The sequence below is a fragment of the Psychrobacter pygoscelis genome, from assembly GCF_004335015.1.
In the GTDB taxonomy this organism is placed as follows: domain Bacteria; phylum Pseudomonadota; class Gammaproteobacteria; order Pseudomonadales; family Moraxellaceae; genus Psychrobacter; species Psychrobacter pygoscelis.
In genome coordinates, this window is record NZ_RQRU01000002.1 from 342599 (window position 1) to 366393 (window position 23795).

At 44.1% G+C, this 23795-nt stretch carries 19 protein-coding genes; 12 read left to right on the plus strand and 7 right to left on the minus strand.

Annotation, left to right across the window (positions count from 1 at the left end; genetic code table 11):
- Window positions 1–169: 169 nt before the first annotated feature.
- The gene (locus tag EGV92_RS06220) at window positions 170–2146 is read right to left on the minus strand and encodes a M61 family metallopeptidase (protein ID WP_131668366.1); all 1977 of its coding nucleotides are present in this window, start codon (window positions 2144–2146) and stop codon (window positions 170–172) included.
- Between the two features lie 535 nt (window positions 2147–2681).
- Here EGV92_RS06220 and EGV92_RS06225 point away from each other — a divergent pair.
- Window positions 2682–3167: an FKBP-type peptidyl-prolyl cis-trans isomerase gene (locus EGV92_RS06225; RefSeq protein WP_131668367.1), complete on the plus strand. Its 486-nt coding sequence runs from the start codon at window positions 2682–2684 to the stop codon at window positions 3165–3167.
- A gap of 243 nt (window positions 3168–3410) precedes the next feature.
- Here the strand turns inward: EGV92_RS06225 and EGV92_RS06230 are convergent, their stop codons facing one another.
- On the minus strand, window positions 3411–5675 hold the full coding sequence (locus EGV92_RS06230; protein ID WP_131668368.1) for a carboxy terminal-processing peptidase: 2265 nt from the start codon (window positions 5673–5675) through the stop codon (window positions 3411–3413).
- Window positions 5676–6383: 708 nt separating this feature from the next.
- On the opposite strand from EGV92_RS06230, the gene nagZ reads away from it, so the two are divergent.
- Window positions 6384–7487, plus strand: coding sequence for a beta-N-acetylhexosaminidase (gene nagZ, locus EGV92_RS06235; RefSeq protein WP_131668369.1), 1104 nt, complete (start codon window positions 6384–6386; stop codon window positions 7485–7487).
- A gap of 181 nt (window positions 7488–7668) precedes the next feature.
- Here the strand turns inward: nagZ and EGV92_RS06240 are convergent, their stop codons facing one another.
- Together EGV92_RS06240 and EGV92_RS06245 are read right to left on the minus strand one after the other, a co-directional pair.
- Entirely contained in the window at window positions 7669–9408 is a 1740-nt protein-coding gene (locus EGV92_RS06240) for an OmpA family protein (RefSeq protein ID WP_131668370.1), read from the minus strand.
- A gap of 522 nt (window positions 9409–9930) precedes the next feature.
- Window positions 9931–11712: a hypothetical protein gene (locus EGV92_RS06245; RefSeq protein WP_131668371.1), complete on the minus strand. Its 1782-nt coding sequence runs from the start codon at window positions 11710–11712 to the stop codon at window positions 9931–9933.
- Window positions 11713–12477: 765 nt separating this feature from the next.
- Between EGV92_RS06245 and EGV92_RS06250 the strand changes: the two genes are divergently transcribed.
- Entirely contained in the window at window positions 12478–13092 is a 615-nt protein-coding gene (locus EGV92_RS06250; protein WP_131668372.1) for a rhomboid family intramembrane serine protease, read from the plus strand.
- A gap of 356 nt (window positions 13093–13448) precedes the next feature.
- Here the strand turns inward: EGV92_RS06250 and bfr (EGV92_RS06255) are convergent, their stop codons facing one another.
- The 3 genes from bfr (EGV92_RS06255) to EGV92_RS06265 all read right to left on the minus strand — a co-directional run bounded on the left by bfr (EGV92_RS06255) (window position 13449) and on the right by EGV92_RS06265 (window position 15013).
- Entirely contained in the window at window positions 13449–13919 is a 471-nt protein-coding gene (gene bfr / locus EGV92_RS06255) for a bacterioferritin (protein ID WP_131668373.1), read from the minus strand.
- A gap of 56 nt (window positions 13920–13975) precedes the next feature.
- On the minus strand, window positions 13976–14455 hold the full coding sequence (gene bfr / locus EGV92_RS06260) for a bacterioferritin (protein WP_131668374.1): 480 nt from the start codon (window positions 14453–14455) through the stop codon (window positions 13976–13978).
- Between the two features lie 348 nt (window positions 14456–14803).
- Window positions 14804–15013 (minus strand): (2Fe-2S)-binding protein, encoded by a 210-nt coding sequence (locus EGV92_RS06265; RefSeq protein ID WP_131668375.1) that lies wholly within the window; start codon window positions 15011–15013, stop codon window positions 14804–14806.
- Between the two features lie 872 nt (window positions 15014–15885).
- Between EGV92_RS06265 and EGV92_RS06270 the strand changes: the two genes are divergently transcribed.
- The 9 genes from EGV92_RS06270 (at window position 15886) to EGV92_RS06310 (ending at window position 23749) form a co-directional block, all read left to right on the plus strand.
- Window positions 15886–16041 carry a DUF1328 domain-containing protein gene (locus EGV92_RS06270; RefSeq protein ID WP_131668376.1) on the plus strand — a complete coding sequence of 52 codons (156 nt, stop codon included), beginning with the start codon at window positions 15886–15888 and terminating at the stop codon, window positions 16039–16041.
- A 385-nt stretch (window positions 16042–16426) separates the two neighbouring features.
- A complete protein-coding gene (locus tag EGV92_RS06275) occupies window positions 16427–17413 on the plus strand; it encodes a metallophosphoesterase (protein WP_131668377.1) in 987 nt (328 codons plus the stop codon).
- 119 nt (window positions 17414–17532) lie between these two features.
- Window positions 17533–18069 carry a 5-(carboxyamino)imidazole ribonucleotide mutase gene (gene purE / locus EGV92_RS06280; protein WP_131668378.1) on the plus strand — a complete coding sequence of 179 codons (537 nt, stop codon included), beginning with the start codon at window positions 17533–17535 and terminating at the stop codon, window positions 18067–18069.
- A 442-nt stretch (window positions 18070–18511) separates the two neighbouring features.
- A complete protein-coding gene (locus tag EGV92_RS06285) occupies window positions 18512–19711 on the plus strand; it encodes a 5-(carboxyamino)imidazole ribonucleotide synthase (protein WP_131668379.1) in 1200 nt (399 codons plus the stop codon).
- Between the two features lie 129 nt (window positions 19712–19840).
- Entirely contained in the window at window positions 19841–20290 is a 450-nt protein-coding gene (locus EGV92_RS06290) for a YaiI/YqxD family protein (RefSeq protein WP_131668380.1), read from the plus strand.
- Between the two features lie 648 nt (window positions 20291–20938).
- Complete coding sequence (locus EGV92_RS06295; RefSeq protein WP_131668381.1) at window positions 20939–21214, plus strand: HvfA family oxazolone/thioamide-modified RiPP metallophore; 276 nt, start codon at window positions 20939–20941, stop codon at window positions 21212–21214.
- 131 nt (window positions 21215–21345) lie between these two features.
- Window positions 21346–21702, plus strand: a complete 357-nt coding sequence (locus EGV92_RS06300; protein ID WP_131668382.1) for an HvfA family oxazolone/thioamide-modified RiPP metallophore — start codon at window positions 21346–21348, stop codon at window positions 21700–21702.
- Between the two features lie 99 nt (window positions 21703–21801).
- The gene (locus tag EGV92_RS06305; protein ID WP_131668383.1) at window positions 21802–22779 is read left to right on the plus strand and encodes an HvfB family MNIO-type RiPP peptide maturase; all 978 of its coding nucleotides are present in this window, start codon (window positions 21802–21804) and stop codon (window positions 22777–22779) included.
- Entirely contained in the window at window positions 22766–23749 is a 984-nt protein-coding gene (locus EGV92_RS06310) for an HvfC family RiPP maturation protein (RefSeq protein WP_165525573.1), read from the plus strand. The genes EGV92_RS06305 and EGV92_RS06310 overlap by 14 nt, the downstream gene beginning before the upstream one ends.
- Window positions 23750–23795: the final 46 nt, after the last annotated feature.

Consider the following 23795-nt stretch of genomic DNA (forward strand, 5'->3'; position numbering starts at 1 on the left):
CTATAGCAAGGCTTTTTAGCCCCGATTGTAGCGGTATCCTGCTGGGCTGAGCGAGTTGTAGGGGCTTGGTTTTGTCGTGGCTACGCGGAGCAAGAGACACGGCAAACCTTAGCCACTACCTCGCTCAGACTTGCAGATACAAGCGAAAAGCGGGATTAGCTACCATTCGTTATTGTTTATTAAAGACATTCAGCCATGCTTCCCAGCCTGACTTTTGTAATGACAGACTGATTTTCTCTAGGCTTGGATTGGCAAGCAGCTCATGACTTTGCCCCTCTTCGTCCTCAATAGTCAATTTTGCAGGCACGCTGAAGGTCAATAACTCATCACGGCGGAATGCGTGACAGGTGACTTGCTCCGAGCTAGTCTCCGCGATATGTTGGAGCTGTGCTTTGTCGGCTTTAATACCGTCGATGGCAACGATAACGTCCTTGGCGGACAGTCCGGCGGCGGCGGCAACACTATCACGCAGTACTTTGCTCACCTTCAGTCCTTCTGGCGACTCTTCACAGCGGATACCCCAAGGCAGAGTGTTGTCTTTCTTGACGCCGCTGACCTTGACTCCATTGGCCTCTAGCAGTGCAAAGATAGGCAAGGCGTCAACGCCGTTAATATAATGGCTGATGAAATCCTCCCAAATCTGAGCGTCTATAAAGCCACTGACAACCTCACCCAGATGCTCTGAGGTCATACCGATACGGCGGTTGCCTTGCTCTTTGGCTAGCGTGTAGAAGGCTTTGACGATATCAAAGAGCCGATACTGCCCATCGCTATGTTTGAGCAATAATAGGTCTAAGCATAATGCCACTAAAGCGCCTTTATTATAGTAGCTGATACCAGCATTGCCGGTATTCTCATCAGCACGGTACAGCTTGATCCACGCATCAAAGCTAGACTCTGCCACGCTTTGCAGCTGACGACCATGCGTTTGGGTATAGCGGTTAATCTGCTCGCTCAGTAGCTTAAGGTAGCTATTGTGACTGATCACCCCCGACGCTTGCAGCATAAAGTCATCAATATAAGAGGTGAAGCCTTCAAACACCCACAGCAGCGGTGTATAGGCCTCGGCGCGTAGATCAACCTGCATCATGACATCAGGGCGTACGGTCTTGACCCACCAAGCATGGAAGTACTCATGGCTACACAAACCCAAATAGCGCTGATAAGGCTCAAGCGGCTCTACAGGCTCATTTGTGGGCAGATCCCGACGCGGCGTAATGAGGCTTGTTGAGTTGATATGCTCTAAGCCGCCATAGTCATTGCCGCTAGCATAGGTCATAAAGGTATAGTCACTAAACGGCGTGTCGCCAAGCCAGCTGACATAGCATTGACAGATGGTCGCCAGATCCTGCTGTAGCCTTGCGATATCGGTATTGTGCTTGCCCGCAATAAATAGACGATGCACCAGCGACTTCTGCTGCGCATCATGGACGATAAACGTGCCTTCTAGCTGCTCGCTAAGCTCAAAAGGATAGTCAATCAGCATCTCATAGCTGTCCGCCTGTAGCTGATAATAGTGAGTATCATCCATCTGCAAGTGAGTCGCGGCTAGGCCACAAGCCAGCGTCACCTTATCAGCTACTTTATCTTGATAAAATCTCACTGGCACACTAAGAGTAACTTGCACGGGCTGCTGGCTTTGACCCTCGATAGTTAGGGCCAATGAGGTAAAGTTGCCGTACAGTCGATACTGATCGACGTAAGCGGTACGCACAGATAGGTCATAGCAATACACCTCATAGGTGACGCAGACGTGGTCGCCTTCTTTGACCTCCGTCAATTGCCATTCGTTTTTGCTGATTTTTTGACCACGGCAAAGCGCGATATCAAAGTCTTCTTCTACCGCATCTTCTATTTCTATAACTACATCTTGTTCTGCTGACTCTTGTTCTGGCGCACTAATCGTATATTGAACCGCCGTAATATTCCTCGCAAACTCGCGCATCAGATAGCTGCCCGGAATCCATGAAGGCAGCCAGAATATAGGCGCGGCCGATTGAGCCACAAAGGTGATCTGAACGTTCACCAGATGCTGAGTATAGCGCTCAAAATCTAAATGGTAGTGAATCGCTGCGGCACTTAGTGTCGCCTCTCGGCTAGCATTATCAGTAGATTTGGATGCGGCGGTTAAGGAGGTAGTAGTCATAATAGTATCTTAATGTCAGGTAAAAATATAAGAAAATAGCTATGATTATAATAGTGCCAAGCCAGTAATAAGACTGTCAAATAGCCTACTCTGCTGGTATCACTTATGAGCTTAAGCCATATCGTCACTAAAAGATAATGTAGGCAAAAAGCTATTAAAGACCAAGTTAAATGATGGCTTTCGATTTATTGTAATTTTTCAGTCAGTTACCTGCTTTTAGCATAGAGCCTTAATTGTCGCTTCGCTACTAGAATAAAGTTATGAGCTCGTAACGAGTCAATTAAATTTTGTACCATCTTTTTAACATTTTACCTTGAAACTGTATGCAACCATCGCTATTAATGGGGGTAACTGCTAAAGTTATGCATATAAATTGGCAAAGTAGACGATTGATTCGCGTTAATCGCCGAATAAAAGGCCGTTATAACTTTTGTACTTACTCTTTATGCTAGTCTTATATGTTGAGTGATTGCATTCTTATTTGCGGTTAATTTTTCGATTCATTTTCATAATCAGACACAATTTAGGATAATTTATGACTACCATTACAAAAGATTCCGCCGTCTTGTTTAACTACACGCTAAAAGACGAAGAAGGCAATATTATTGATCAGTCTCCAGAGGGTCAGCCTCTCGCCTACCTTCATGGCCATGCGAATATCATCCCAGGTCTTGAGTCACAATTAGAAGGCAAATCTGCTGGCGAAAAAGTTAACGCCGTTGTTGCCCCAGCTGATGGTTACGGTGAGTACCACGACCAAGCAGTTCAAGAGATTCCACGTGCTAACTTCCAAGGTGTTGAAGACATCCAGCCTGGTATGCAGTTCCAATCACAGTCTGGCGATCAAGTGATGCTAGTCACTGTTAAAGACGTCAATGACGACACCGTTACTGTTGATGCGAACCATCCGCTAGCCGGCAAAACTTTGACATTTGATGTTGATATCGTTGAAGTTCGCGCAGCGACTGAAGACGAGCTTAGCCATGGTCACGTCCATGGTGCTGGCGGCGTTGAGCACTAATTGCTAAAACAATGTCATAAACTACGATGTCTCTTATTGATTACCCTCATTAAGCAGCCATCCTATTGACAGACATGACACTTGAGTAAGACAAAAGCCAGCAAATTTGCTGGCTTTTTTATATGATCAGTAATGAGTTTAATAAAGGACGAGCTTATAGCTTTATATATTAGGCTATAAGCCTGACAAGCAAGCAGTGACTATCTATGCCACTGCTTGATGCGACCGCCTTATTCCCTTGTCCTATTCGACCACAACCGCTTTATTAGTCTCAGCGTCAATTTTTATTGAGTCATTATCCAGCTCTTCTCCGGCAACTTTTGGACTTTTAGGGCTAGCATCTAGCATGAGGTATGCCGCCTCCTTCACAAACGCCTCATCTTCAGGCAATTCAGGACGCTCATCTGCTTTCATTTGGCTACGCTCTTCAAACTTAGCATCGATAGCCGCTTGATAGGTATTCCAGTTGGCGTACGGTTTTTCCCCTGAATCAATCTGTCGTTTGTTTTCAGCCGCTAATGTCTGTTGTTCGATCTGCTTCATCTTCGCACGGCGACTGTCGATATTTATCTTAATCGGCTTCTTCTCATCTTCCATTTTGCGGATTTTGTTTAGCGTCGATAGATAGACAAATTGTGGGTTGGTCGTTTGTCGAATCTTTGACTGCTGATTAAGAGTGGCTAGGGTGTCAGAGGAAAACTTACCTTCAGGCTTATAAGCCGCCGTCTTAATGGTATCCCACTTAAGTGGGTATTTCTGCGAGCGCTCACCAAAGGTAGCATCATCATAGATATTCACCAGCTCGACATCAGGTACGACGCCTTTATTCTGCGTACTACCACCAGTGATGCGGTAGAACTTACGCTGCGTTAGGGTCGCTGAACCCAGTGCTAAGTTGTCCAGTTGAATCTGCGCTGAGCCTTTACCCGTCGTCGTACTGCCTACCACCAAGCCTCGACCATAATCTTGGATAGCTGCTGCAAAGATCTCACTGGCTGAGGCTGAGGCTAGATTGGTAATGACCACCATCTTGCCATCATAAAGCTGCTTGCCACCATCTTCGTCATTGTAGACTTGAACGTTACCACGGTTGTCTCGAATCTGTACCAATGGCCCTTCTTTAATGAATAAGCCTAGCATTCTTGCCACTTCATCTAGTGAGCCACCTGGATTATTACGTAAATCGACTACCATACCGTCGATATTTTCTTTATTTAGCGCTTCTATCGCCCGCTGCGTATCAATACTGACACTACGGTAGTCTTGACCACTACGGCGAGCACGGTAGTTTAGATAAAAGCTTGGAATCTCTAATACGCCAATACGCTTAGGAGTATCATCAATACCAGGGCGCTGAACCTCTATCACTCGGTGCTTCACTCCAGACTCTTCTTGTTCAATCACATCACGAACTATAGAGACTGTACGAGCGCTAGCCTCTGGAGCATTAGGTTGACGTACCTTTAAGGTGACAGAAGTACCACGCTTACCGCGAATAAGCGCGACGATCTCTCGGGTGGACCAGCCCACCACATCTTGCATGGTCTTACCATCCTCTGCGATACCGATGATTAAGTCATTAGGCTTAATCTGTCCTGTCTTAGCAGCAGGACCACCATCTACTAAGGTGACGATACGGGTATAATCAGGATTTTTGCGGTCTGGACGAATAGACACCCCGATACCTTCAAGCTGCAAGCTAGACTGAATCTGTAGCTCAGTCGCTTGAATAGGAGCATAGTAGTTGCTATGTGGGTCATAAGTCAGCATCGCTGTATTCAAGATGGTCTCCATGATTTCATCATCTTTTAAGCGCTGCATCTGTGCTTGCTGCCGAGTGATACGATTGAGCAATATCTCATTAGGACTGCGCTGATCATTGCGCACGAGATCTTGACCACGGGTGATATCAGGATTATCTAAGAATACCTTCTCTTTGGCCTTTTCATCTTCTTGACCTAAGGTGATACTCATCAGCTGAAAGGCGATCTGTCGCTCCCAATAGTCGCGTTGAGCCTTGACAGATTTAAAGCGTGGCTCGTCTTCTCTATCTAAGATAATCGTATCATTGCGTTTTAGATTAACTTTAGTATTGAGGCGTTTTTTCGCCAGCTCAAAATACTCATTTGAGCGCTTTCGATAGCGCTCAAAAATAGCGACCCCCGCCGATAAGTCACCGCGTTTTAGCCGTTCGGCAAAGTTATCGCCATACTTTTTGGTAAACTCATCGACATCTGACTGCAAGAATAATGTGTGGTTAGGGTCTAAGTTATCAATGTACATTGCCAGTATCTTACGGCCCATCTCTTTATCAAGTGGCTGGTTGAGATAGTGACTTCGGTCTAATAAAGCGGCCACTTGTCGTGTGGTCATCTGCTGCTCGGGAGTGACTTGAAAGCCATCCATATCTGTCTTAGCGACTGCTACGCCATAGCTTTGAGAAAAGACGATCCCAGCGACCCCGACGGCAGCAGCACTTAATAACCATTGTGTAGATTGTTTTTTCATCATTGTTACCTAATTCGTTGTGTCATTAATCGTTGATTGAGTTTGCCATAGGGCGTAATTATAATTTTAGCCTCAGACTGTCATACAAGTGAGTGATTATGCTAACTGACGGTAAGCTACCAAAACGTTAGCGTAGTGATTATCTACTGTGTTCTTGAATTTACGACTCAGCTCTTTAGGCCTGTCGCCCACTTTTTAGTCCTAGTTTTTGAGTGCCTAAACTTACTAAGGCTTAATTCTATTTAGCTAAAATTTAGGCTATTAAATTCAAAGCTATTAGTGGCTTAGTTTTTAGGCGCTAGGTTATTCATATTCAGGCTATTAGTTGCAGATTTTTATGAATGTTATCACAAGAATGTTGGAGCCAATGTGACCAATCTGTATGTCAACTCTTAAAGAGTTATGCTGCCCCTTTATCAGTAATCATTAGGCTTATAATAGGTCCGTTGTATAGCTGGCTACCTATAGTGATTTTTCTTAAGCTATTTATCTTGAGCTAGGGATAACCTAGCGTTAAATGATCTAACCCTAAATGATATGTGGTTAATAGCGTCTAAATAGCTTCTCCAAAGTTATCGTTAGCAGAATCATGTCAATACTTACGGATATTTATCATACTATAGTTTGTCCTAACTTTGGCATAGTGTATACGCAGGCACGTCAGAGCTGTCATAATATCGCATGATTTAGGGTCAAGGATAAACAACTATGTTCGGTGTATTAATGATTGATGTGGGCAATACAGCCCTAACCGCAGATGATATCTCTTTAATTAAGCAGGCACAGGTCGGCGGAGTAATTTTGTTTGCGCGCAATGTCGAGTCACCTCAGCAAGTACGCAAGCTTTGTGATGATATTCGTCACCACAACCCTGATATATTGATCGGGGTTGATCAAGAAGGCGGCCGCGTGGCAAGGCTTAGACAAGGGTTTAGTCCTCTGCCAGCTATGGGACGCTTGGGCGAGCGTTTTAATTCAAACCCAAGCTCAGCGCTCAAGCTGACGTATGATTGCGGCTATCTTATGGCTACTGAAGTGCTGGCTGTGGGCATCGATTTGAGCTTCGCGCCCGTGTTAGATCTTGATGGCATCAGTCAGGTCATCGGTGATCGCGGCTTTCATGCCGATCCTGAAGTGGTAACGGCACTAACGACTCGGTTTATGCAGGGTATGAAGGCGGCTGGCATGGCTACTACCGCCAAGCACTTCCCAGGTCATGGCTCAGTGGCGCCCGACTCCCATGTGGCTGAGGCGATTGACTCACGAAGCTTTGCTGAAATCAAAGCGCAAGATATGCAACCGTTTATCAATACCCTACCTTGGCTTAATGCCATGATGCCTGCCCATGTTATCTTTGAGCAAGTTGACGATAAGCCTGCAGGCTTTTCTGCTCACTGGCTTCAAGATATTATCCGCGAACAGTTGGGCTTTAATGGGGTATTATTTTCAGATGATCTGTCTATGAAAGCCGCGCATACCGCAGGCGGCGTAAGTGAGCGCGTCAAAGCTGCTATTCAAGCTGGTTGTGATATGGCACTGGTCTGCAATGACCGCATCGCCGCTCATGAAGCCGCTCTCAGTGCGCAAGAGCTTCCCTATCCAGACCAAGATAGACTGCGGGCGCTGTGTGGCAAGATTCCTAAGTGGCAAGCTGACTTTGAAGCTACCTGCCGTCAGTTTGACTATTGGGAGCAAGCTAGGGCAAATGTTCAAGCGGCATTTTTTGCTCCCACGCAAGATACCGATGGTATCCTAACGGCTACGGGCAGCAATACCGACAGTGATCCAACAGACTATCACCGTAAGGCCTAGTGAAAAACATAATACTTAGTTAAAAACACCTAGTTAAAAACACAATGTTAAAAACACGGTATTAAAGATGCAAAACTGACGCCATAAAAAAGACCGCCTCAATCAAATGGGGCGGTCTTTTTATATTGTCTACTTATTGCCCCACTTTGGGCAATAAGCGAGCGACTTCTAGAACCTTAAATTACTGATTAGCTTTAGGATCTAGAGCAGTACCTTGAGTAGGATCATCACTATCTGGAAGCAAGTCATCGTTGTTGCCATCTAGTGGGTTAAGATCTGGGTCAGCATTAACAATAGCGTTGCCTGCATTCTGAGCGGCGTTACCTGCTGAATTCACAGCACTACCAGCCGTTGCAACAGCAGAATTAACACCATCTTTGACCGTTGTACCCATACCCACATCACCGCCATTACCAGCAGTTACGGCAATACCATTGTCATCGGCTGCCATGCTTTCATCATAGACAGTGAATTCAATACGACGGTTACGGAAGCGGCCTTGCTCAGTAGAGTTGTCAGCGATTGGATCGCTCTCGCCCATACCTTTAGTTTGCAGCTTGCTCGCATCTACGCCTTTTGATACTAGATACTCTTTAACAGCCTCTGCACGCTCACGTGACAGCTCCATATTATAAGCATCTGAAGCTTGACTATCAGTATGACCGATAATCATAAGCTCCATATCCGGCACTTGCTGAATGATCTTGGCAGCACGATCAAGGAATGGCTTGTTAGCATCAGGAATGAAGGCTTTATCAAGCTCAAAGTTAATAACCTGCAAGCTTAATGCACGAGCCACATCACGTGGATCTGGGTTTTCACCCAGTCTATCGATAGCAGCATCAGCAGCAACTAGACTATTGTCAATCTCGTTTTGTAGATCTAGTGGACCTTCCGCTGTCACTTTCATACCCGGTGCAGCAGCTTGGATATCAGACACTAACTGATCTAACGACGCCGCATCTGGAGAGTTGACGATAATTTCATCACCCTTAATGATCATGCTAGCGTTTGGTGAGCTCTTAACGATAGGCAAGATTGCGGAAAGTAGCTCAGCAGCTGGCATATCAGTAGCAAAGCTATCATCTACGTCTGCACGGCATTTAGCGGCTTCGTCACCAAAGACATTCTGCATAGCGCCCATGACTTGATCACTAAGAGCTTGGTCACCGGCATTGATACGACATGCATATAGCATATTGTCTTCACCCGTAGCGATACGAAGCGACGCAGGCTCAGCATCCGCTGCTACTGCTGCAACAGGGGTATCATTGTCCACGACTTCTTCAGTGACCACTGGTGTAGCGACAGGTTCAGGCTTTTCTTGACAGCCTTTAAGCAATGCCCAAGCCAAAGCACCTAAGATAATTAGACCAATAATTGGCAGTAAGGCTTTCATGAAGCTACCACCTTTTTCTTCTTCACGTTGTAGCGGGGCGGTGCTGACCGTATCAGAGATACGTTCACCTGCTGGCGCTGCTGTGGTCTGATCAGTTACTAGGACACCTGCAGGAACCACAGTCGTCGCCCAGCTTGGGATGTGGCTACGATAGGTCGATAGGTTATCGCGCAAAAACTGTGGTACTGGTGTACTACCGGCTAAGCTACTAATTTCATGATAAGCAAGCGGCGCCGCAGCGGCTACTAAACCTTGAACTGAAGATTCGTCTACTTTATGAGTGTTCGCCAACTCACGAGAGATGCTGCTACGATGCGACTGATCTGTCCAAACTCGATCATAAAAGCCAGCATCATCACGAGCTATCTCTTGACCTGAGAAGCGGCTATAAGTATCGTTGTCTGCCAACCGGGCAGCGAAGATAGCATAGAACTGCTCAAGTAGGCTCTCATTTTGTGGCGTGCGGTTGTCCCCTAATACAGCAGGGGTTACGGTACGGGCCAGATGATTAATAATATCCATAAATTTGCTCCTCCAGAAAATAAGTGTTTGAGTTCTATTTTAATAAAACTTTTTTGATGCACTGTCACTATAGTTGATAATAAGTTGTTAATATCTTTAGAAGAGCAATGCCAATTTTAACTAGCATTACCTACTAAGTTTTTCAAAAACCGTCATTAGGCAAAATCAAGAGAAGTAATAAAAATCCAAGGTTCAATTTTTCTTAACAATCCCTCATAATCACTAATGACATGATTTAGTGACTAAATTTTTAGTGCACATACAAGCTCTAAGTCAAATGCTCATACTTGGTTATGTAACCATTATACTGATTATAGAGACATAACTGGGGAGTACTCAATAAGTTAGATGTTGTGCAATTGCTACTTTAAGTAGTGATTGCGTCAAACCACGTAACTTATTTTGTTACTTTTAATTAGATTATAAACTTAAGTCTATTAAAATAAGTCTTTTTAGCATCCTTTGTTTAGTTTTATTAATGATTCGATAAGTAGCGCTGTCAATTAATTCTTCATAAAGCTTTTAATTAGGGGCGACTTCAATCACTGTATTGAGCATGTTTTCCAACTCTTTTTCCGAGATACTGTCTGCATCGTTCCCTGATCCAGTATTAGCCGGGAATTGATCCTCTGGGGCGCCAGTGTTAGGGATAGCAGAGCGTGATTGGTCCATATTTGGGTTCGGGCTGCCATACTGAGAAGCATCATCTTGCAATTGGCTATTACCCTCGTAGTAGTTGTTCATATTTGCGTTCACACTGCCATTCGGCTGATATTCGGTCATAGGCGGCATTGAATTAGCGTTATTTAATTGCCCATCCATATTAGGTGCGATACCTGATCCCATCGGTGCATTAATAGTGCCGCTCGGCTCAATAGGCGCTAACACTTCAATATGGATTGCAGGCGCTATACTTTGAATCTGTGCTGTCATTTGTGATAGCACATTGGGATCTGGTGCGGATAGGCTGAGATTATTACCCCGTAACTCAAGCGTGGCAAAGGGCACGGACTGAACGACAGTCACTATCTGAGATAGGCTATGCAAGTTGGACATCTCAGTAGCCACCTCTGGGTCGATAGTGATTTGGCACTGTCCCGCTTGATCAGCCATCGCACTGTGCAGTGCTTGTAGTACTGCCCCCTGTAGTGCTTCATTACCGACTATCCCTTGACAGACATACAGCTGATTGATATCCATTTTTATCGTCAGCTCTACTGGTCTTAAGCTTGTGGCCGTAGTCGGTGATGCTTCATTTTGTGGCAATGGTACTGTATTAACGTCACTTATCTCATCCTGAGGCTCTTGAGGCGCGGTGTTAGTGGCATTCTGATAGTAGCGCAGTGCTAACCAAATGAGACCGCTGAAGATTGCCACTGCTATTAGCACTCGCAAGATAACGAGGCTTGACGCCTTTTTAGACGCTACTGAGCTGGGCGGTTTTAAATCGTCACGGTACTCATTAGGACTGGCGTGTACCGCTGTATCCTCACTGATATCTGTCTCAACTGTAGAGCGGATATCTTGATCTGCAAATAGTGACTCATTAGCATGGCTTTCTTCAGCTAATGGCGATGATTGAGTAAGTATGGAGGTTGGGCTATCTACCAGTGGTTCAGTGCGTGGGCCATCGTCTGCAAAATGATGTTGCTCATTTAATGAGGCTCTGGGAATGACTTTATTGAGACTCTCTGTGATAGAGCTGATAGCAGCACTGTCATCAACGCCACTATTATCAATGGCACTAACAGCTGGTGAGTCAACAATAGCGATATCAGTTATAGCATTGTGTGTAAATGGCAGGGCCCATGATGGCACATAAGCACGAATGGTCTCTATCTGCTGCGTGACCAGCTGATGAACAGATATCTCTTTGCTTTGGCTGATGCGGTTAAGCTCATCGTAGAGAAGTGGTAATGATAAGCTTATTAACTGAGAGGTATGCGCGTACGAAGTATAATAAGTGTCCGCAAGAGAGGCTATAATCTGCTGACGTGACCTTGCATCAGGCCACAATATAGCAAATAAATCTTTGGCAGCCTGATTAAAGGGGCTGTCCTCTTGCAGCCTATCATTATTCAATAAATCATTATTTTCTCTATTACGCTCTAACCTAGATGCAGGGTCAGCTAGCTGAGTGGCTATGCTCTCGGCCACAGACTGCTCCTCGAGTCTGGCCATAACAATGGCATAGAACTGCTCAAGTAATAGCTGCTCATAAAAAGGATCAGCATCCTCAGTTAATGGTCTGCTGCTCCATACCTGTGGAGTGACATGGTCGGTTAGATGTTTAATAAGGGTCATATATAAGTTTTAAAAACCGTGGGAAAATGATCTAAAAGTAGTCGGCCAAATAGCAATTTAGCAGAGCCGCTAGCGCCTTGCTCTCTACTCACTAAGCCTACTTGTATAATAAGTCTACTTACACAATCTGGTAAATTGTCCATCAGCATAATGGTCTAAACACAATCCGCTAGATATGGCTATGGCTAGATTGATTATGACAAACTATATTATGACCGCTAACCAGTTTTATAGAAGTTTAAAATTGCTAAGCATCTTATCCAGTTATACTAATTCTAATTATAGTCAATCTATCATAATTGCACCATACGACAATTAACCGCAGATAGGACACGAATTAACCGTTATATCTCAGCCATAGAAAAATCTTTATAGTAAGTCACTCAGTCCGTAAAGGGTTGCCCTCGGACCACACTTACCTAAATCTATACTTGAGCTGCTCATCGCTAATAGACTGATTGGCTATGCAATAGAGCCGAGCCTACTGTACAAACTTTAAAATATTATTTATTTTTAATAGCCTAAAGTATGTAACTCTTGAAGCAATAAAGTGTAGCACTCAGTCATTTGTCCAGACAGCATAAGAGTTATTTTTTGTGCGCTTTCGTTATCTAGACCAACGATTTATGCTATATATCCCCTAAGTGTGTCAAACTACTCGCGCTTTTAGCCTAATAATCGCGCTCTCGGCAATAAGATTATGGTAGCGACTTAAGACCAACCATTGATGTTTTTTAGTTAAAAATTAGCCTGAAGGATTTACTCTTGTTCAACTTTGATCATACCACTTTAATCATTATAGTGACGGTTATCATCAGCTTGCTCGCTTGGCAAAGTAAAGCACTATTTAACCGCCTAATATTCTATCCACCTGCGGTCGCAAAAGGTCAATGGTATCGATTCTTGACGCATGGCTTCATTCATGCAGACAGTATGCATCTACTGTTTAATATGTTTACGCTCTACTTCTTTGGCCGCGCCATTGAAAGATTTTATACTCAGTACTTTGGTGGTCTAGGTTTTATATTATTCTATCTTATCGCTATTGTAGTCGCTATTGTGCCCAGTTATGTTCAGCACCGTAAAGACTCTATGTATTTAAGTCTCGGTGCTTCAGGTGGCGTCTCTGCCGTATTGTTTGCTTATATCTTGATGGCACCATGGGACATGCTCTATCTATTCGCCGTCGTACCTATTCCTGCTATTGTCTTTGCCATCGCTTACGTAGCGTATAGCATATATGCCAATCATAAAGGCGGCTCCAATATCAATCATTTGGCTCACCTCTGGGGCGGTGCATTTGGGATTATCGCGACCATAGCACTAGAGCCTGCTGTCATCCCCCACTTCTTAAATGTTTTATTGCACCCTAGCTTTTAATCGAAGCTCAGGGCCGCTATTGCCTATTGTAGGCTCGTTATAAAAACGCGACAGCAGTACTGGGATGAATTTTTCGCGGCTTCTGTCGGCAGGCTCGCAGCAGACCAGAAAAACTTATACCAGTTACGCATGATATTACGATGACTCTATTTTATTTAGACTCGACTAGCACAGGCAACATAATAATAATCAACATCAATTTAAAGATTAAGGCTTATATCGATAGGCCACAACCATACTCTATGTGGCTTTAAAGTTACCCACTTAAGATAAAAAAAGCCAGTATCATAATTGAGATACTGGCTTTTTATTGGACTAACAAGACGCTAAGCACTTTATAGGCGCTTGGACGTTAATTAGTCCTCTACTTTAGCTTGAATATAGTTCTCTAATCCCACATCTTTGATAAGGTCTTTTTGCGTATCTAGCCAATCAATATACTCTTCATTACCATCTTTGATACCGAGTAGCAGCTTGCGTGAGACATAGTCTTGCTTTTGCTCACATAAGCTAATGGCATCAGTGATAATGGCAAACTTCTGGTCTTCTAGTCGCACATCACACTCAACCATCTCTTCGACATCTTCACCGATAAATAGCTTGCCGTAATCTTGTAGATTGGGCAGGCCCTCTAACAGTAAGATACGCTCAATAATAGCGTCTGACCATTTCATTTCTTGAATAGACTGCTTATAGAAATTCTCATTGAGCTCTTCGATACCCCAGTTTTTAGCAATACGAGCATGCAAAAAATACTGATTAATCGCAATCAACGACTGGCCCAATACTTGATTTAATGCGCGGATGACTTCTCTATCCCCTTTCATACTCTACCCCTTACTATCAATATCATTAACATTACTTGTAGGCTACTTAGCCACGATTAAGCAGTGACTTCACCCATCTGACTTTGAAGGTAATTGGGCAGACCGATCATCTCAATTAGGCGCAGCTGCTGCTCGAGCCAATGTGCATGATCTTCTTCCGTATCTTCAAGCTGAGCGACCAACATATCACGGGTCACATAGTCGTGTTCTTGCTCACAAATGGCGATACCCTGCTTGAGATGCTTTTGCACATCATATTCAAGGTTTAAATCTGACTGCAACATCTCTGGTACGGTAGTACCGATATTGATGTCATTAACAGTCATATTTGGCTTGCCACCGAGCATCATTATCCGGCGGATAATAGCCTGAGCATGGAGAGTCTCATCTTCCATTTCATGATGGATACGGTCATACAGCTTGCCGTAATGCCACTCAGCATACATCTCAGAATGGATGAAATACTGATCGCGAGCAGCAAGCTCACCGCCAAGAAGGAAATTTAAGTAATCAATAACTTGTTGGCTGCCTTTCATGGTAGCTCCTATCAATAAGAATGGTAAATACAATAACAATTTGTAGGCATGATGGTATCACACACCTGATAAGACACCAGTGTTATTTAGAACTGGGAATGGAGGTAGAATCGCAAATGCGAATTGATTAGATTTATAACAGAATAAACTATAGATTGAGCCATTAACTAGAATAATTAATTGGCTAAAAAAAAGTGACAAGCTGAGTGTTTACAAGGGTATTTATTTGTCGATCGTTAAAGAACACCACTAAAGTCAAATCTATTACTTATTAATTCAACTTAATAAAGATGTTTAAGCAAAATCAAAAAAGAGAGCATTGCGCGCTATTTTTGATTTTACTGAGCGTTATACCGCATAGGCCAATTGTTCGATTAGAGCAGTGTCGGCCATCATCGTATGATGCTCATCTAGATAGTCATTAACCATCGGCTCACAGCATCCACAGCAGGTGGCAACATCAAGCGTATTTTTTAACCCATCTAGCGTATCGACACCCGAGGCTATAGCGGCTTTAATTTGCTTTTCTTTGACATCGTTACAGATACAGACGTACATTTTATTGCTCCTGAACATCAGCTAATCGATAAATACTGCTGTGAGATGGTATTGCGACTGCTGAGCCTCTTAGCCATCAATAGCGCTTGCTAGCAGGTATCGACTTTATAGACCTATACTAAAATTGATTAGACCTTACTGACATGGTTGCTAGTAAAACCACTAGTAATTTCATAGTGTAGTATACATAGTAACGATAATTGTTATTATTTACAACTGCCTTTAATCAGTTTTTATGGCTTACTATTAGAAATAATTTTACTTATAAGTAACTTTGTATCTAGGTGTAAGTTTAGGCCAATCAACTGAAAAAAGAACTCTTGATAAGTCGCTGCTATTAAGCAGTTATTAAAAGCAGCAACTCATCCGTATAAGTTGCTTTGTTAAAACTACAGTTAGCGCTATTTAAAACTGACATATAAAAGAGTCGCTGGTATAAATTTGTTGGCTAGAAGTCATGAGGTGACTGGGACTAGCGTAAATTTATTCCAGCGCCTTTGTGTCAAAGCTAAGATGGATTGACCATATTACACTACAAGCATTACTAACTTACCAGTAATACTTTTTAGTACTCAATATCTTTGGTTACATAAAAGGTATAGTGCGGGTCGCTATCGTTACCCTAATTAGACTGAGTGATGCCAAAGACAGAGTTAATTTTACATTGTAGTTACATAACGAACAAAGGTTTACTAAAATATCCATATCAAGCAAACCTTTCAATGTTATCTTAGAGGCCTTCAAACACGCTCACAAAATGATAGTTCAGCGTAACCTAGCGACAAGCTAGCGGTTCATTTTATTGTGACGATTTGATCATACTAATAAAATTTTGATAGATAACGTTAATTTATCCCTTATAGGAGTTTGCTATGTTTAAGTGGGCTATTATTTTTGCTGTTATTGCGCTAATTGCTAGCTTTCTTGGTTTTGGTGGTGTCGCAGGGCTAAGTGAAAACTTTGCTTATATTTTCTTAGTTATCGCTGTGATTCTATTTATTGTTGGGTTTATTTCGCGTAGAACCTAATAGAATCTGAGTGTTGCTGACTGGTTTTAACAATTTAGATTTAAAGCATATCTCATACCAATGAAGTCATGAGCAAATTCTAATTACATGAGAAAGGCATCTTATTGATGCCTTTTTTATTGACTGTTGTTTTATACCGCCCTATCTTTTACAAATAGTTTTTTAAGAGCGCTTTTTTATGTTAATGCTAAACTGTATTGCAGCAGCTATAAAACCGGCACATAGCATCGCTATACAAGACAAGTAACGGGGAAAATTCGTTAGCCATCAGTCATAGAAAGCTCAAATCTCAACAAATCACCCCCTTTGTTCTGTAGCGAATCGAAAAAGTTATTAGTATCCTTTGAGCAGACACTAGCAACTTAATAGGAGATGTAAGCAAATTATGATTTATGATGTCATTGGCGACATTCATGGCAATGCAGACAAACTCAAAAGCTTGCTAGCCAAGTTAGGATATACGCTAACTACTCAACCAAAAACTGGCACGACTTATTTTGCCCCACCTGCTGGTCACCGAGCCATGTTCATCGGCGATCTGATTGATCGCGGTACACAAGAGGTCGAGACGCTGAATATCGTCTTTGCTATGATCGATGCAGGCGTCGCTGATGCTGTGATGGGCAATCATGAATACAATGCTTTGGCCTATGCCACCTTGGACGAGTCCGCCGCAGATGGTAGCTATTTGCGCGAGCATAATACGACGCATTATCGTCAGCATCAGCAGTTTTTGGAGGAAGTACCGTTTGGCTCAGCAGCTCATCGATATTGGCTATCGCGACTTTACGAGCTACCACTTTGGCTTGAGACCGATCACGCCTGCTTTGTCCATGCTTGCTGGCATCAAGATAAAATGCAGGTGCTACAGCCGCTATTGACTAAGGATAACTGCCTAACACCTGAGGCTCTCCAGCGCACAGGACAAAAAGACTCTGCGGAATATGATGCGCTAGAGCGGGTCCTAAAAGGCGTCGAGATGCCTCTGCCCGATGGGCTGACATTTACCGATAAGGATGGCGCCGTCAGAAGCCGTGTTCGGGTGCAGTGGTGGCTGGATGTCTTAAATGGTAGGCATATCGTCGATATTGCCCGTGCGCCATCATCAGACTTATTGCAACTGCCAGCTGATGCTATCGCTAAAGAGATAGATTTTACTTTGCAGACTGACAAGCCCGTATTCATTGGTCATTATTGGTTAACGGGTAAGCCCGCGCCACTGAGTAAGCAAGTCGTTTGTACTGACTATTCTGCAGCAGGGAGTGGTTATTTAACCGCCTATCAGCTTGATACGAATAACCCCCTACCCTTATCCGCTGATAATTTTGTCCAGTACATCCATGACAATACTAACAACAATGTCTCCTATTAATAACAGCAGCTCCTAGTATTGACGGTTACTAATTGTTTGGTAAGTGCTCACCAATCACATTGTTGCTTTTTATCCCAGAGTTTTTTTTGTATGATGAACCATTTTAAGGATTTTATACTATGTCGCAAGCTGCTTCCCCTGCCCCAATAGCCTCTCCTGCTGGCAATGCCAAAGTGGGTATTATCATGGGTTCTCAGTCTGACTGGGCGACGATGAGCCTAGCCGCACAACTACTCGCTGACTTTGATATCGCCTTTGAATGTGAGGTAGTCTCTGCCCATCGAACGCCTGACAAGCTATTTGACTATGCTAAATCGGCACAAGGTCGTGGCCTACAAGTTATCATTGCTGGTGCTGGCGGCGCGGCGCATTTGCCTGGAATGTGCGCCAGTCAGACGCCCCTTCCTGTGCTTGGCGTCCCTGTAAAGTCCTCAACGCTAAGTGGTTGGGACAGTTTACTCTCTATTGTCCAAATGCCTAAAGGCGTGGCGGTAGGAACACTGGCTATTGGTTCATCCGGTGCTTTTAATGCTGCCCTACTCGCGATCCAGATCCTTGCACTTCACGATTCACAGCTTGCAAAAAAGCTTGAAATATTTCGTCAAGACCAAACAGACACAGTCTTAGCTAGCCCCACACCCGGAAGCATCAATTAATGATGTTATACGCTGCACGAATAAGCAGCTAGAGTACAGTGAACTCAATCTAAAAAGCGTTCAGTGCTACTGCTACTGGGATGAATTTGTTGTGGCCTCTATCAGGTTGCTCGCAGCACGTTAAAGATACTGATACCAGTATCGCGCTTGACCTTCTTTGTTTTGACCTGATTTGTATCGTCAAACCTATTTATAACTGGTCCGTCTCGAGCCTCTGATATAAAGTAGCCAGCTAGAAGTCACATGACTCAGGCAGTGGCAAACTTATATCAGGGGGCCTGTGCCCAATCTTGAGTGTGTTGACGCTCTCTTTTTAAGAGACAATTGCCATATAAGGTAAAAACCCTCTGGCTCTATTTATGGTCAATCTTTGTTATAATTTCGCTAGGTGCTTTGGCACCTTTTTTAATTTTCATTTCCATTTGTTTGTTAAGAGCCTGCCATGACTAATGCCAACGCCTACCCTGCTAGCCAGTCTATTCGCACTATCGGTATCTTAGGAGGCGGTCAACTCGGGATGATGCTCGCTGAGGCCGCCCTACCTTTAGGTTATCGCTGCATCTTTTTGGAAGATACGCCTGACTGCCCCGCCTCCTTATATGGCAAAGTCTATAGTACTCAACAGCTCGATGACTTTATCTCTGCTGCCGATGTCTTTACCTTAGAGTTTGAAAACACCCCAGTCGAGACCGTAGAACATCTAACAAAGTTGTCTAATGAAGGTAATAAGCAGGGTATGTTCCCACCCGTACAAGCATTAGCCGTGGCACAAGACCGCTTAAAAGAAAAGGCTTTGTTTAACGAATTAGACATCGCCACCGTACCTTTTTTAGCGGTTTCTTCAAAAGATGAGCTAAAAGACGCTTGTGCTCAATTAGGATTACCACTGGTACTCAAGACCAGTCGTGGCGGCTATGACGGCAAGGGGCAATTTGTACTTAAATCTACGTCTGATATCGATGCGGCTTGGGCTGATCTTGGCGGCGCAGTAACGGGTGACAATGACTTGGTCCCACACCCAGCACCGCTTATCGCTGAAGGCTTTATTCACTTTAGCCGTGAGGTCTCTATCATTGCTGGCCGCGCTCAAGACGGCACGGTCCGCTGCTATGACTTGGTAGAGAATCATCACCACCATGGTATTTTAGCCAAGACGCAAGCCCCAGCTGTCGGCGCAAGCCATCTATTGGCTACCGCCAAAGACGCTATCAGTACGCTAATGGCCCATCTGGATTATGTGGGGATCATGGCGCTAGAATTGTTTGTAAGTAAGGATGATGATGGTAAAGAGACCATACTGGCTAATGAAATTGCCCCGCGTGTGCACAATTCAGGTCATTGGAGTATCGAGGGCGCAGTCACCAGTCAATTTGAGAATCATATCCGCGCTGTCGTAGGACTCCCCCTAGGTGATACTGACAATGTTCATCCTTCGGTAATGATTAATATCTTGGGTCAATATCCTAATGTCGCAGATACCCTTGCTATCGATGGTACTCATTATCACAGTTACCACAAAGAAGAGCGTGCTGACCGTAAGATTGGGCACATTACCCTGATGCCGCCGGATGTGGCGGACTTAGACAAGGCCTTATCAGCACTGGTTAAAGTGCTCCCCAATAAAGTTGGCCTCGATAAGTAACTGGCGTTTATTTTGCCGCATTTTCTCCCTTTCTTATTTAGGGAGAAGGTTGGAGGGCGATTTAGACCAAGAAAGAGCATCAATTTTAGCACCAATCACTTTAGCTATTAACAACCTGATGAGGATGCAATGAAAATTTGGATAGATGCCGATGCTTGCCCCTTAGTGGTCAAAGAGTTGGTGATTAAGACGGCCCTGCGCACGCAGACGCCAGCTATCTTTGTCGCTAATCAGCCTATTAAGGTTCGTAAATCGCCGCTCATTAGCATGGTCGTCGTCTCATCAGGCTTTGATATCGCTGATGATTATATTGCTGACAATGTCGAAGAAGGTGACTTAGTTATCACCAGCGATATCCCTCTTGCTAATGATGTGCTCGACAATGGTGGTCAAGTCATGACCCCGCACGGTGTCATTTATGACAAGAACAACATCAAGCAAAAGCTCAATGGCCGCGACTTTATGGATATGATGCGCGGCACTGGGGCGATAGACCTCACGCAAATGGCAGGGCAAAAGCCGTATAGCGACAAAGATAAAAAGACCTTTGCCGATGGGCTTAATCGCTTGGTGCGATGATGGATACTTTGTGAAGCCGCCATACAGTTGGGGGCTAATCGCCTAAACGAATTCTTGATACCTCCCATTACGCCTAGAGTTAATATGACTGCCGTTTAATATTTTTTAATTTCTACGTGCCTTTAATCTAGGCGCTCCTAATCAAACCCTCATCACCTCAGTCCTTAAAAGTCTGAGGTTTTTTTATCTATAACGTTTACCTTATGCCGTCTAGGACGCCTCCTTCTCTTCTCAACTTGTAGCTGATTAACTTGCTCCTGCCTAAGTTAGCTTCCCAATTCCAACACGATTAATCGAATTTCAATCTTATTAAGTAAAACATAAATATAGTCAATCCATTTTATATCTGACAAAAGTCGCTGGTATAAATTTCCGCCCACTTCAGTCATCTCATGACTCTAGCCAATAAATTTATACCAACGACTCTTTTACGTATCAGTTTTAAATTGGATTAACTGTAGTTAAATTTATCTTTAAATATCAATAACTTAAAATTTATTTATATAAAAAATAAAATTAATTGTAAGAAATCAGCCGTTTGCTACGACTAAGGGGTAATAGCTCGATAGCTAAATCAGATACTGAGTAACTTCAGTAGTGTGACGAGGTGGAGAGCTATCAACCCTCACTTTTAAAATGGACGACATTATGAATAAGACTTCGATGATTACCAGTTTAGCCCTAGGCTCTTTAGTAGCAATGGGTAGCGCGCATGCCGCCGATAGCAACCCATTTGGGGCTAAGACAATGAGCAGTGCCTATCAAAACTCAACCAAAGCCAAAGAGGGCAAATGCGGTGAAGGCAAATGCGGTAGTAGCGCTAAAAAAGTCGTGAAAAAAGCAGATGGTAAATGCGGCGGCAGTGCCAAAAAAGTCGTAAAAAAAGCCGAAGGCAAGTGCGGCGAAGGTAAATGTGGCGGCTAGTCAGTAATATTTTTTAATCCCTATTTATACCGTTACTAATAAATCAATCTCCTTATCAACATAGGGGGTTGACCATACTAATAAAAAGCGACGATGACCTTACATCGAGCTAACCCCTTTTGGAGCTTCACATGAAAAAATCTACCGTACTTGCTAGCCTTGCCCTTGGTTCTTTAGTGACATTGAGCGGCTGCGCCACCAACAACCCATTCTCAGCTGAGCCGATGCAAGATGGCTATCAAAACAGCAGCAAAGTCAAAGAAGGCAGCTGTGCTGGCAATATGGACAAAAAAGCTGACGGCTCTTGTGCCGGTCATGCTACCGATATGGACAAGAAAGCCGACGGCAAATGCGGTGAAGGTAAGTGCGGCGCTGATGGCAAAAAGATGGATAAAAAAGCAGATGGCTCATGTGCTGGCCATGCCACTGCTATGGACAAAAAGGCTGACGGTAAATGTGGTGAAGCCAAGTGCGGCGCTACCAAGTAACTTGCTACTCTGTAACTTGCTACTAGATAACCTAGTTAACCAAACTTCTAGCGTCTCGCCCATCTCTGACTTAAGCGCGCTAAGCTACTAAGGATAATTATGACCCTTTCAACGGTAACGCCAGCAGTAACAGCCACTACCGCGCTAGCTAGCAATGCGTTTAGCGCGCCCACATCCCCTACTGGGGCAGGGCTAGGCTTTCGCCGAGAGCTGTTGCCAGCTATGGGTCAAGCGGACTTATCAGCGATAGACTTTTTTGAGATCTCTCCTGAGAATTGGCTCAATTCGTCGGGAAAAATGGGGGGGCAGTATGCCAAGATGCTACGAGCGTTTACAGAGCGCTATCCTTTTGTCTGTCATGGCTTGTCATTATCTATCGGTAGTACTGCCGAGCTGGATATCAAGTTATTAAATAACGTAAAAACCTTTATGCAGACTCATAATATTGGCTTATACACTGAGCATCTATCGTGGTGTAGTGATGAGGCAGGTCACTTATACGATCTGCTCCCTATCCCTTGCACCAGCGAAGCGGTGTACTGGGTTGCAGACCGTATCAAGCGCGCCCAAGATATTTTGGGTCAACAGATTGGATTCGAAAACGCCTCCTACTATTTTGTTCCCGCGCACAGCGATATGAGCGACGCCGAATTTATCAGCGCAGTAGCAGAGGAAGCCGACTGCTTACTGCATTTAGATGTGAATAACATCTATGTGAATAGCCAAAACTTTGGCTTTGATCCTCATAAGTATCTTCGCCAGTTGCCGCTTGAGCGCACCTGCTATCTACATGTCGCAGGCCACTATGTAGAAGACGATGGTTTTGTCGTTGATACCCATGGCAATACCGTGATTGACCCTGTTTGGGCACTCTTAGCAGATGCTTACGCGCTAATTGAATTCAAAACGGGCAAAGCTGCCAGCACCTTACCCACTTGTCTTGAGCGGGACTTTAACTTCCCTGATTTTCGTGACCTGACTGCTGAGGTCGAACATATTCGAGCGCTGCAAAATGATACTTGTCCTACAAGCGCGCTCGCATTCCAGCATAAGGAAAGTCATCATGTGCTCAGCTAATGAATTACGGACTTTACCAGTGGTCTCTGAGACGCTACTTGTAGCAGACCATTCAGTTAGACCGCTTAAGCCAATTAACCCAACTAACTATGCACCAAGCTTAGCGAATTTTCAGCGGCGATTTGGTCAGTATTTGCGCCAGCCTCATAACCAAGATGCTAATGCCAGTGTTCAAAGTCCTACTCTCTCATTAGCGGAAGCAGCCCCAGGCGCGTCATCGCGAGTTGCTAAGCTGTATCAGTCTTTGGTGTTTAATAATATCCGTAGTTTTTTAGATCAATGTTTCCCCGTCTGTCAAAGCTTGATAGATGATGAGCAGTGGTTGGACGTCTGCCAGCAGTTTTTTGCACAGCAGTCGTGCCACAGTCCCTACTTTACAGAGATTAATCAAAGCTTTGTAGACTTTTTAGCGCAGCCCAACCAGCTTAGTCAGTTAGGATTGCCCGCGTACTTTGCAGAGTTGGCGCACTATGAGTGGGTGGAGCTGCTGGTCGATACCCATACGGACCAGCCGCTTGACGATAGCTATGAGAATAGCTCTGAGGCTGATCTTAAGAGTAGAAGTGACTCTGCTGTAAAGCCTCAAACTCCAGCAAATAGCCTTAAGTTACTACTAAATCCTAGCCTACAAAATCTACATTATGAATGGCCAGTGCACTCTATTAGCGACGATGAGCAGCCACAGTCGCCTGAAGATAGCTTTTTTCTAGTGTTTCGTAACGCCGAGGATAAGGTTGAGTTTATGCAGGTTAACGCTTTAACTCATGCACTACTTGATCATATTAACAGCCAAGCGCCCATTAGTACGACTCCGGAAACGCTGACCCAAACGCTAAGCGACTTATTAAGCACCTTCTCCCAAGCCCTTGGTTATGACGATAGCAACGTATTGGTAGAGTTTGGCTTGCCGCTACTTAAGCAGCTTATTCAGCAGGACGTCTTGCAGGGCATTCATCAAACCAAGTCTTGACAATGACAGCCAGACAGTTGGTCATCACATTTAACCGAATTCTAAT

Excerpts from the sequence above, each read along its gene's own strand:
- EGV92_RS06220 (WP_131668366.1), bottom strand. The coding sequence starts at position 2,146 with ATGACTACTACCTCCTTAACCGCCGCATCCAAATCTACTGATAATGCT.
- EGV92_RS06225 (WP_131668367.1), top strand. The coding sequence starts at position 2,682 with ATGACTACCATTACAAAAGATTCCGCCGTCTTGTTTAACTACACGCTA.
- EGV92_RS06230 (WP_131668368.1), bottom strand. The coding sequence starts at position 5,675 with ATGAAAAAACAATCTACACAATGGTTATTAAGTGCTGCTGCCGTCGGG.
- nagZ (WP_131668369.1), top strand. The coding sequence starts at position 6,384 with ATGTTCGGTGTATTAATGATTGATGTGGGCAATACAGCCCTAACCGCA.
- EGV92_RS06240 (WP_131668370.1), bottom strand. The coding sequence starts at position 9,408 with ATGGATATTATTAATCATCTGGCCCGTACCGTAACCCCTGCTGTATTA.
- EGV92_RS06245 (WP_131668371.1), bottom strand. The coding sequence starts at position 11,712 with ATGACCCTTATTAAACATCTAACCGACCATGTCACTCCACAGGTATGG.
- bfr (WP_131668373.1), bottom strand. The coding sequence starts at position 13,919 with ATGAAAGGGGATAGAGAAGTCATCCGCGCATTAAATCAAGTATTGGGC.
- bfr (WP_131668374.1), bottom strand. The coding sequence starts at position 14,455 with ATGAAAGGCAGCCAACAAGTTATTGATTACTTAAATTTCCTTCTTGGC.
- EGV92_RS06265 (WP_131668375.1), bottom strand. The coding sequence starts at position 15,013 with ATGTACGTCTGTATCTGTAACGATGTCAAAGAAAAGCAAATTAAAGCC.
- EGV92_RS06270 (WP_131668376.1), top strand. The coding sequence starts at position 15,886 with ATGTTTAAGTGGGCTATTATTTTTGCTGTTATTGCGCTAATTGCTAGC.
- EGV92_RS06275 (WP_131668377.1), top strand. The coding sequence starts at position 16,427 with ATGATTTATGATGTCATTGGCGACATTCATGGCAATGCAGACAAACTC.
- purE (WP_131668378.1), top strand. The coding sequence starts at position 17,533 with ATGTCGCAAGCTGCTTCCCCTGCCCCAATAGCCTCTCCTGCTGGCAAT.
- EGV92_RS06285 (WP_131668379.1), top strand. The coding sequence starts at position 18,512 with ATGACTAATGCCAACGCCTACCCTGCTAGCCAGTCTATTCGCACTATC.
- EGV92_RS06290 (WP_131668380.1), top strand. The coding sequence starts at position 19,841 with ATGAAAATTTGGATAGATGCCGATGCTTGCCCCTTAGTGGTCAAAGAG.
- EGV92_RS06295 (WP_131668381.1), top strand. The coding sequence starts at position 20,939 with ATGAATAAGACTTCGATGATTACCAGTTTAGCCCTAGGCTCTTTAGTA.
- EGV92_RS06300 (WP_131668382.1), top strand. The coding sequence starts at position 21,346 with ATGAAAAAATCTACCGTACTTGCTAGCCTTGCCCTTGGTTCTTTAGTG.
- EGV92_RS06305 (WP_131668383.1), top strand. The coding sequence starts at position 21,802 with ATGACCCTTTCAACGGTAACGCCAGCAGTAACAGCCACTACCGCGCTA.
- EGV92_RS06310 (WP_165525573.1), top strand. The coding sequence starts at position 22,766 with ATGTGCTCAGCTAATGAATTACGGACTTTACCAGTGGTCTCTGAGACG.